This is a genomic window from Mesorhizobium sp. M4B.F.Ca.ET.143.01.1.1 (genome assembly GCF_004792275.1).
Lineage (GTDB): Bacteria > Pseudomonadota > Alphaproteobacteria > Rhizobiales > Rhizobiaceae > Mesorhizobium > Mesorhizobium abyssinicae.
Map to the genome: position 1 here is coordinate 1 of NZ_SRSR01000040.1, position 9210 is coordinate 9210.

A 9210-nucleotide genomic window follows, 5' to 3' on the forward strand; every position below is an offset into this window, starting at 1 on the left:
CGAGCGAGTGGCCTTCCCGTTGCCGTGCCGCCAGGCCCTGAACACTCATGATGCATGCATCCTCCATCCCAAGTATCTCCTCTTAATGGAACGGCATTCCAAATGCTACGATTGCCCTATATAAACGCGAATGCGATGTCAAGTGCATCCGCCCTAACAGTCCGCAAAACGTCCAGAAACTTCTGCATTCTCCGGTCCTGTGTACGCATACGACCAAGGCCGCAATTGGCACACGCGCGTTGGCGCGGCGGGCTCTATGATGGCGTTGCTTGAAGGTCAGGCGCCCTGCTGATCGGCGGGCTTGTCGGCTTCGCGCAGGCGCTTCCATTCCCAGGGAAGTAGTTCGTGCAGACGCGAGGCGGGAAGATCGGCAATGCGGGCCAGGGCGTCGGCAAGCCAGGCTTTCGGGTCGACGTCGTTGAGGCGTGCCGTGGTGATGAGGGTTGACGGCGGCGCGGTCGGCGCCGCGCTGGGAACCGGCAAAGGTCAAGTTGCGCCTTCCCAGAGCCATCGCAGGGTCATTCTGCCCATGTCGGGCAGATGATAGAGTTTCTTTATCGCTGGCATCCATATTATGGCGGCCGCTTTCGGCATGAAGGTCGCGAGGACCGGGCCAATGGCGCGATCATCCGGTGAAGCGCGCGTGATCCATCTCGACGGGGTGTACGATCTCTGTCGGCCGAACGATCGATTGTTGTTGGGCATGAAGGGCAGCATCAGCGAGTTTGAGCTCGGCATTTTGCGAACGCGCATGCTTGACGCGGCTCGCGCCAAAGCGCGGCGGGGGGAACTGCGCCTCAGTGTTCCGATCGGCTATATTTGGCACCGCGATTATGGTCTGGGGTTTGATCCTGATCTCCGGGTACAGGAGGGGGTCCGCCTCATCTTTTCGCGCTTCCGCGAGCTTGGCAGCGCCCGTCAGGTGCTGATTTCGCTGACGGCCGATAATTTCCATTTTCCCCGCCCTTCTGACGGGCGCAAAACGGTGTCCTTCGACTGGGTGCCGGTTCGCTATCGAAGCGTTATTTCGATCCTGAAGAACCCGTTCTACGCCGGGGTCTATGTCTATGGTAAAAGCGAGAAGCGAACGGAGATTGTCGATGGCCGGGCTCGCAAAAGCTACGGCCACAGCAAGCCTTTTGGAACATGGGAAGTACTGCTCCAGGATCATCATGAAGGCTATATCGATTGGAGTGAGTTTGAGCGGAACCAGAGCCATATCGCCGTCAACGCCTTCGGACAGAAAGGCGGCATCAAGTCGGGTCGTGGCGGCCGTGCGTTGCTTGCCGGCCTGCTCACCTGCGGCCGATGTGGAAGGCAGTTGGGCGTTGTTGGGATCTGCCGGCGAAGCTGAACGCCCCTGGGTTGGTGCCGGAGGTTTGGATTGCGGGAGAACGGACCCAAGTCTTGAGCTAGCAGTTGACACGACGCAATCAGATCGTGCGGCAGCGGTCTCGACTGATACATGCGATCGAGTAGAAGCTGCATGCGCCGCGCTGTCCAATTTCCGACAATGTCGGATACGCAACATTGCAGGCCAGACCTACAGAACTGATTTGAAGCTGTTTTCTGATTTGGCATGGGAGATGCGTGGTCATCCGCAAACGCGCCACGGACTGAGGAGACATCGTCCTATGATCACACTTGTCGAAATCACCGCTGCCGCGGTTCCGTCGGTTACAGGTCTTCCAAAGGTGACGCTCAAGGAAGGTGTGATAGCATGAAGACGGTGGCTTGCGTCCTCCGCTCGGGCGGCGAATTTCTCTGATGTCAACGTGCTGGGCGTCGAGGTAATACCGCTTCGGTACAGGTGGCCGCTCTGGTGGTCGAAGATGGAGCTGTTCCGCTCGGAACTGCCCGACGACTGGCTGTTTTTCGATCTGGATACTTCGATTGTCGGCAGTCTCGCGGACATGGCGGCGGTCGAGGGTCCGGTGATCATGCGCGACGTTGTCCAGCCCGCCAGCTTGTAAAGCAGCATCATGGCGATCCCGCAATCGATCAAGGCCGCGGTGTGGGAGGCGTTCACAGCCGCGCCAGAGGACCACATGCGGCAGTTCGCCGAGGGCGGGGATCAGGCGTTTCTTGAGAGCTGTCGCGGAAACGATTGGTGCCTTTGGCAAGACATCTGCCCCGGTCAACTGTGCTCTTACAAGGTGGACGTGCAGCGTCTCGGCGGCGCCCCGGAGGGCGTTCGCGCCGTGGTTTTCCACGGCAAGCCCCGGCCATGGGAGGTGGGTTGGTGAACATTAGATCAATGCGGCAATGGCATCGTCCGGCGCCTGAAACCAGAGGTAAAAGCGACGGAAGTCGGGTGCCGATCGGTGTGGACTATCGGAATATCTCCCCTCGGGCGGTACAACTTCTTGCCGCTGCTTTCCAAACCCGCCACGCGACCTCGTCGGCAGCCGGAGCTCCGGGCGCCACCGACGACGTTTACGTCTGGGAGGTCACCAGTCCGAGTTGCTCGCTTTGGGAAATATGATGACTTGATGCACCGTAATTCTGAGCCGAGTTAAGCAGCTACCGATCAAAGGAATAACGGATTGCGATTAAAGCAGCATACGCATCCAGCTGAAAGCATTGAATGCGATTACTGCATTGTCGGAGCAGGGTCAGCCGGTAGCGTTGTTGCTGACCGTTTATCTGAAGATGGTCGCTTCAGAGTCCTGCTGCTTGAAGCTGGTCCAGTTGACGCGAACCCATTTATTCATGTGCCAGCTGGGTTTCTCAAGCTTCAAAATGACAAAAGGATCAATTGGGGATTCCGCAGTGAACCTTCTCCGGAGCTCAATGGTCGGACACTTGAACTACCTCAGGGAAAGGTCTTGGGCGGAAGCAGTTCGATAAACGGAACTCTGTTCGTTCGCGGGCAACCGGAGGAGTATAATCACTGGGCTCAGTTGGGATGCGTGGGTTGGAGCTACGATGAGCTATTGCCCCACTTCCGATCGATAGAGCGCTACCATGTTCGAGATTCTGCAGACCGGGGAATTGACGGTCCTCTGCCGGTCGTGGCCTTGGCAGTCCAGCATCCCCTGTCTTCGGCCTTCATCGCGAGCGCTAAGTCTCTCGGCTTTCCCGTACTCGCGGACATCAATGGCCCGCGAAATGTCGGTGTCGGATGGTTTCAACAGAATCGTCAAGGTCGCTTTAGAGCAAGCACTGCCCGGACATTTCTGAGGCGGGCGAAAGCACGTTCAAACTTTCAATTGATGACAAATGCACTGTGCACGCGCGTACTCTTTGAAGATCGTCGCGCGACAGGGGTTGAATTCCTACGAGCTGGCCAGCTATTCGAGGTAAAGGCAAGGCGGGAGGTCATCCTTGCCGCGGGGGCTCTCAAGTCGCCGCAAATATTGCAGTTGTCTGGCGTTGGGCCTTCCAACCTTCTGTCGAGGCACGGCATCCCGTTAGTGCATCATGCGGCTGGTGTTGGCGAAAACTTGAAGGATCACTTCCTTGTTAGAGTCGCGCACCGAGTTCAAGGCTGCATAACACTCAATGAGCGAGCACGGGGGTGGCGACTCTTGCGAGAGTCATTCGCATATGTCTTGCTTGGACGAGGTCTCATGTCCCTAGGGGCGAGCAATGCAGTCCTCTTCGCTCGAAGCCGGGATGGTGTTGCCGCTGCTGACGTCCAATTGAGCTTTACTCCGGGCAGTTACGCTGGCTTAGGCAAACTTGAATCGGCGCCGGGCATGACAGTCGGCTTGTGGCAATCATTTCCTGAAAGTAGTGGACGCGTGAATATCGTTTCCGCGGACCCGAATGTCCCTCCCGCAATATCGCTCGGCTATCTCTCGGCACATTCGGACAGTGTAGTGCTCCTGGCCGGCATAAGATTAGCACGCGAACTGTTCAAAAGGCCCGAACTGGCTCGATTTTGCGTCTGCGAGACACTACCCGGCTCTGCCATGACAAGCGACGCGGAGCTTATAGATTACGCACGAGAATGTGGCGCATCCGCTCTTCATTTCTCGAGCACGTGTCGAATGGGGGTCGACGCAAGAGCTGTTGTCGATCCCAAACTCCAGGTCCGCGGAGTGAGGGCACTGCGAGTTGTCGATGCATCGGTCATGCCAAAAGCATCGTCTGTCAACACGCATGCGGTAACAATGGCAATTGCCGAGAAGGCATCGTCGATCATTCGCTCTTCGGTCAATTCGCTAAGATCAGGCGCGAAGCGTGCCCCGTCCCATCCAGAGTAGGCGCAAAACCGCCGTCTTACGGGCATGCGCCTGCGGCATTCCAAAATGAGTCATCAGACTCTCCCTGCCCGACACCTGGACGAATGATCCCGCGCGGATGATGCGGGCGCGCGTCCCGAAAGGATCGACAGGTCGCTCTGACAAAGCCGGAGATCGCCATCGAAGACATCGATCGTGTGATCGCCGCCGGCGTGTGTTTCGGCTGCGTGCTTGCCGACGCGGGCTCGGGTCGAGCAACTCTTTTCGTCAGGCTTTGAGTGAGCGCAGTTTGCTGTGGGCTGTAGATTATCGTGACGCCAAAACGTCTATCCGGCCGATGTTGATCTGATCTTCCCGGTCGCGACCACCGGCAGGCGCCGCCAATATCACATCCCGGACCAGCACCGTTCTCTGCAAGGTGATGCTGTCTGGTGAGAGATGGCACAAGATAAGCTGGCGGCGCGGCACTAAAGGTCGGCTGACATGTTTGTTTGGGTGCCGTAACGAGAGTGGTTGGAATTGGGAGTTGGCGTAGTCTCCGGGGTGTTCGACCACGAATCATCCGGCGTTAGAGCGCCGACAGGAGACTACGCCATGACAAGGACTACCATGAATGCGGAAGCCGTTCATCCTGAGGATGAGGCGACGAGCTATTTTTTCGACAACTGGTTTGATCCGATCGAAGTTGGCCTGCGCGAGCGGGTGCGCGGCTTCATCGAGACGATGCTCGAGACCGAGCTGGACGCGGTGCTTGCCCGTCGCCGTTATAGCCGGCGGCCGGCGGCGCATTGCGGACGGTCATAAGCACCGGATGCTCGACAATCGCATGCAATGCATGCCAGGCGACGAGGTCTGGCTCGTCGGCGAACGCCGGTCGACTGGCGAGCAAAAATACTACATGTCGAACTTACCGGCCGATGCGAGCCTCAAGATGCTCGCCGCCACGATGAAGGCGAGATGGGTCTGTGAGCAGGCACATCAGCAATTGAAGGGGAACTACTCGGCCTCGACCACTTCGAAGGTAAGCGCGTAGGCTATCCCACGTAGCTGTGGTGCCTTACAATCTCGTGAGCTTCACCCGCCTCAAACCGGTCTGACGCCACTCATCGGGCCGCGGCTCAGACGCCGGCGGGCGCCGGCCCATACCCTATGCTGGCGTGGCCACTGCAAATGCTCTCGCTCGCTATCTGCACGCTCGTGCCATCGCGCGCTGCCAAGCAGCACCGATTGCGCGGCCAGAACCAGTCGACCGTGAACTATGCGCAAGCCATTGATCTGGCATGTTGATTGAGGCGGATAGCGGCTTTGGAATTGCAGGATTGGCGGTTTATGAGCGCTGTTTTCCTGCAATTCGGTTTTGCGATTGAACGAAGCCGCTAACGCGGCATTTGGTGCACCGGTTTGCGGATGACGCTTCTGTTTTGAAGGATTGCTGCTGTTGAAGCGCAACCTTGAGAACAGGAGCAATGAGATGGCCGAGTTGAGCCCGCTTCGCCGGCGCATGATCGAGGACATGACGATCCGCAATCTGTCGCCGGCCACGCAACGATCCTATGTGCACGCGGTAGCGAAGTTCTCCCGCTACTGTGGCCGATCCCCGGACCGGCTTGACCTGGAGGACGTTCGCGCCTTCCAGGTGCATCTGGTCTCTACCGGAGTCTCATGGCCGGCGCTGAACCAGACGGTGTGCGCACTGCGGTTCTTTTACGGCGTGACGCTCGGCCATGCCGAGATTCCGGAACGGATCGCCTATGCCCGCGCGCCGCGCACGCTGCCGGTGGTGCTGAGCACCGACGAGGTTGTCCGCTTTCTCGAGGCGGTGTCGAGCCTGAAGACGCGCACCGCCCTGACGACGGCCTATGCCGCGGGCCTTCGCGCTTCGGAGACTGTCGGACTGAAGGTCGGCGACATCGACAGCGGACGCGGCGTGATCCGGGTCGAGCACGGCAAGGGCGGCAAGGACCGCACGGTGATGCTGTCGGCGCAGCTTCTGCGCATCCTGCGGGTCTACTGGCGGCTGGCGAAGCCGCAGGGCTGGCTGTTTCCGGGCCGGGATGCAAATCGACCCATCGACGTTCAGGTATTGTACTCGGCATGCCGCTCGGCGCGTGCGGCCGCCGGCATCGACAAGCGCGTGACGGTCCACACGCTCAGGCACAGCTTCGCAACGCATTTGCTGGAGAACGGCACCGACATCCGCATCATCCAGGTGCTGCTTGGTCACAACAATCTGTCCTCGACGGCGCGCTACACCAAGGTCTCAAACGGCCTCATCCGGCGCACGACAAGCCCGCTCGACCGGTTGAACATCGAAGTCGTGCCGTCGGGCTGATCGGTTCCGCCCATGTCGGCGAGACTGGAGGTGGCGGATATCTTCCGCCGCCATGGCGAGGCGTATCGGCAGGGCTCATGACGGTCATCTCGGACGCGTCGAGCGCCGCACGATGAGCGCCATCGAACTGTGCCGGACCGCCGAACTGGGCGGCCATGTCGAGGGCTGCCGGTCCTGCGGGGCGATCCGCGTGGCCTACAATTCCTGTCGCAACCGGCATTGCCCCAAGTGCCAAGGAAAGACCTGCCGGGAATGGCTCGCCGCGCGGCAGGACGAGCTTCTGCCGGTTCCCTACTTCCACGTGGTGTTCACGCTGCCGGCCGAGATCGCCGCAATCGCCTTCCAGAACAAGGCGGCGATGTACGCGGTCCTGTTCAAGGCGGCCGCCGAGACGCTGCGCATGATCGCCGCAGATCCCAGACACCTCGGCGCCGGGATCGGTCTCATCGCGGTGCTGCACAGCTGGGGCCAGAACCTCACCTATCATCCCCACCTCCATTGCATCGTGCCGGGCGGCGGCATCTCCCTCGATGGAGGGCGTTGGGTCGCCTGCCGGCCGGGGTTCTTCCTGCCCGTGCGCGTGCTGTCGCGCCTGTTCCGCCGTCTCTTTCTGGAGGAACTCCGAGCAGCCTATGATGAGGGTCGGCTGGGCTTCTTCGGCGATCTCGCCTACCTGGCAAAGCCTGATGCCTTTGTCTGCTTGCTCGCCGAGGCCCGTCGCCGTCAATGGGTCGTCTACGCCAAGCCGCCCTTCGGCGGGCCGAAGCAGGTGCTGGCCTATCTCGGCCGCTACACCCATCGCGTCGCCATCGCCAATTCCCGACTGATCAGCACGGCCGACGATCGGGTCGCGTTCCGCTGGCGGGACTATCGCCATCGCGGCAAGACGAAGATCATGACGCTCGACGCGCAGGAGTTCATCCGTCGCTTTCTCCTGCACACACTGCCCGACGGTTTCCATCGCATCCGCCACTACGGCTTCCTCGCCAACGGTAATCGCGCCGCCAAGCTCGACCTGTGCCACAGGCTGCTGGCCGGTTCGCAGCAGAACGAGCTCGAACCGGATGCCGAAAGCGCCGCTGTCGCCGCCGAGCGCCTTGCGGTGGCGCATCGCTGCCCAAGCTGCGGAGAGCCAATGATCACGCTCGCCATCTGGCGGTGCGGCCAGGCGCCGCCGCGCCCCTTCTGGAGCGACACCTCATGACCGTACCGGGTGCATCCACATCACCCGGTACGGTACCCGTCGCCATGCGCGCCGGCACCCCGATCCTTGTCCCGCCACACAAAGCCGCAAGCAGACAGCCCGGCGATAGAAGGCACTGCAGCCTATCCGACGGCTCGCACCACCACAGTTCCGCCTTCCACCGGGCAATCCTTCGCTATGGCCGCATCGTGAACGCTCTTCATCAGCATGGCGAAGACGATCCCGACCGCTCCTCCAGGCTACAATCCCCATAGCGCCAGATCGTCCCGCGGCTTCGTTCAATCCGGCTTGCAATGAGGTCCGAAGACTAGCGGGTGTGCTCCGTTGAGCATGCGGACCTCACAGAAGCCTCCAGATTCCCTTGTGCTGCGGAGCGTGATTCACTCGGTTCGGCGGCGGCGAATCGAGGGGACGGCGAATGTCCAAGCCACGCGAGAAGCGCGAGACGGGAGAGCAGGATCTGTTCCGCTCCAGGCTCGATCAGATCATCAACATGAAGCACGAGCTGGTGCGGCTGGCGCAGGCGATCGACTGGCCGGTGCTGGAGGAGCGTTTCGGCGCCGTCTATTCGGACGGCCCCGGCATGCCGCCGCTGCCGACCCGGCTGATGGCGGGGCTGGCGATCCTCAAGCACACCTTCAACCTGTCGGATGAGGTGCTGTGCGAGCGCTGGGTGGAGAACCCTTACTTCCAGTATCTCACCGGCGAGACGTTCTTTTGCCATACGCTGCCGTTTGACCGCTCCTCGATGACGCGTTGGCGCAGCCGTATGGGCGAGGAGCGGATCGTGGCGCTGTTGCAGGAGAGCCTCAGCCTTGCGATCAAGACCGGGGCGATGAAGCCGGCCGACACGCGCCAGGTCATCGTCGACACGACCGTGCAGCCGAAGAACGTCATGTTCCCGACCGACGCCAAGCTCATCCACCGGGCGCGCGAACGGCTGGTGCGGCTGGCCAAGAGGAAGGGGCTCCATTTGCGCCAGAGCTATATGCGGGTCGGCAAGCTGGCGCTGATCAGCCATCAGCGCTATGCCCACGCCAAGCAGTTCAAGCGGGCGAACAAGGCGCTGCGCAGGCTCAAGACCTATCTCGGCCGGACCATCCGCGACATCTCTCGCCAGATCGCCGGCGATGCGGGGCTGGAAGCGCTCTTCAAATGGCCGCTCTACCAGGCGGCCACCGTTCTTGAGCAACGCCAGCGCCAGCGCGGCCGCAAGATCTACAGCCTGCACGCACACGAGGTAGAATGCATCGGCAAGGGCAAGGCGCATATGCCCTACGAGTTCGGGGTGAAGGTGTCGGTGGCCACCACGCTGAAGCGCTCCAAGGGTGGCCAGTTCGCCCTGCATGCAAAAGCACTGCCCGGCAATCCCTCACATGAGGCTTTTCGGGTCAAGGGGTATTTTCAAGGCGGCATGGGATTATCCCTGTTCACGGTATCCATGGTCTGAGCCCGTTTCTAATTACCGGTCCGATATCCGGACC

The 9210-nt window shown here is 60.6% G+C and carries 4 protein-coding genes and 5 pseudogenes; 8 read left to right on the plus strand and 1 reads right to left on the minus strand.

Annotation, left to right across the window (positions count from 1 at the left end; all coding sequences use genetic code 11):
• Positions 1-276 precede the first annotated feature (276 nt).
• Positions 277-511, minus strand: a pseudogene (locus EN786_RS35655) (transposase domain-containing protein); the annotation flags it as partial.
• Between the two features lie 123 nt (positions 512-634).
• On the opposite strand from EN786_RS35655, the pseudogene EN786_RS35660 reads away from it, so the two are divergent.
• The 8 genes and pseudogenes from EN786_RS35660 to EN786_RS35700 all read left to right on the plus strand — a co-directional run.
• A pseudogene (locus EN786_RS35660) lies at positions 635-1330 on the plus strand (recombinase family protein); the annotation flags it as partial.
• 502 nt (positions 1331-1832) lie between these two features.
• Positions 1833-1973: a hypothetical protein gene (locus EN786_RS38075; RefSeq protein WP_189524369.1), complete on the plus strand. Its 141-nt coding sequence runs from the start codon at positions 1833-1835 to the stop codon at positions 1971-1973.
• 9 nt (positions 1974-1982) lie between these two features.
• Positions 1983-2246, plus strand: a complete 264-nt coding sequence (locus EN786_RS35665; RefSeq protein ID WP_135909956.1) for a hypothetical protein — start codon at positions 1983-1985, stop codon at positions 2244-2246.
• Positions 2247-4799: 2553 nt separating this feature from the next.
• Complete coding sequence (locus tag EN786_RS35680; RefSeq protein WP_135909962.1) at positions 4800-4994, plus strand: hypothetical protein; 195 nt, start codon at positions 4800-4802, stop codon at positions 4992-4994.
• Between the two features lie 25 nt (positions 4995-5019).
• Positions 5020-5216: pseudogene (locus EN786_RS35685) on the plus strand (IS701 family transposase); the annotation flags it as partial.
• 445 nt (positions 5217-5661) lie between these two features.
• Positions 5662-6522, plus strand: a complete 861-nt coding sequence (locus EN786_RS35690; protein WP_135909964.1) for a site-specific integrase — start codon at positions 5662-5664, stop codon at positions 6520-6522.
• Between the two features lie 12 nt (positions 6523-6534).
• Positions 6535-7726: pseudogene (locus EN786_RS35695) on the plus strand (IS91 family transposase).
• A gap of 418 nt (positions 7727-8144) precedes the next feature.
• Positions 8145-9098, plus strand: a pseudogene (locus tag EN786_RS35700) (IS5 family transposase); the annotation flags it as partial.
• Positions 9099-9210 lie beyond the last annotated feature (112 nt).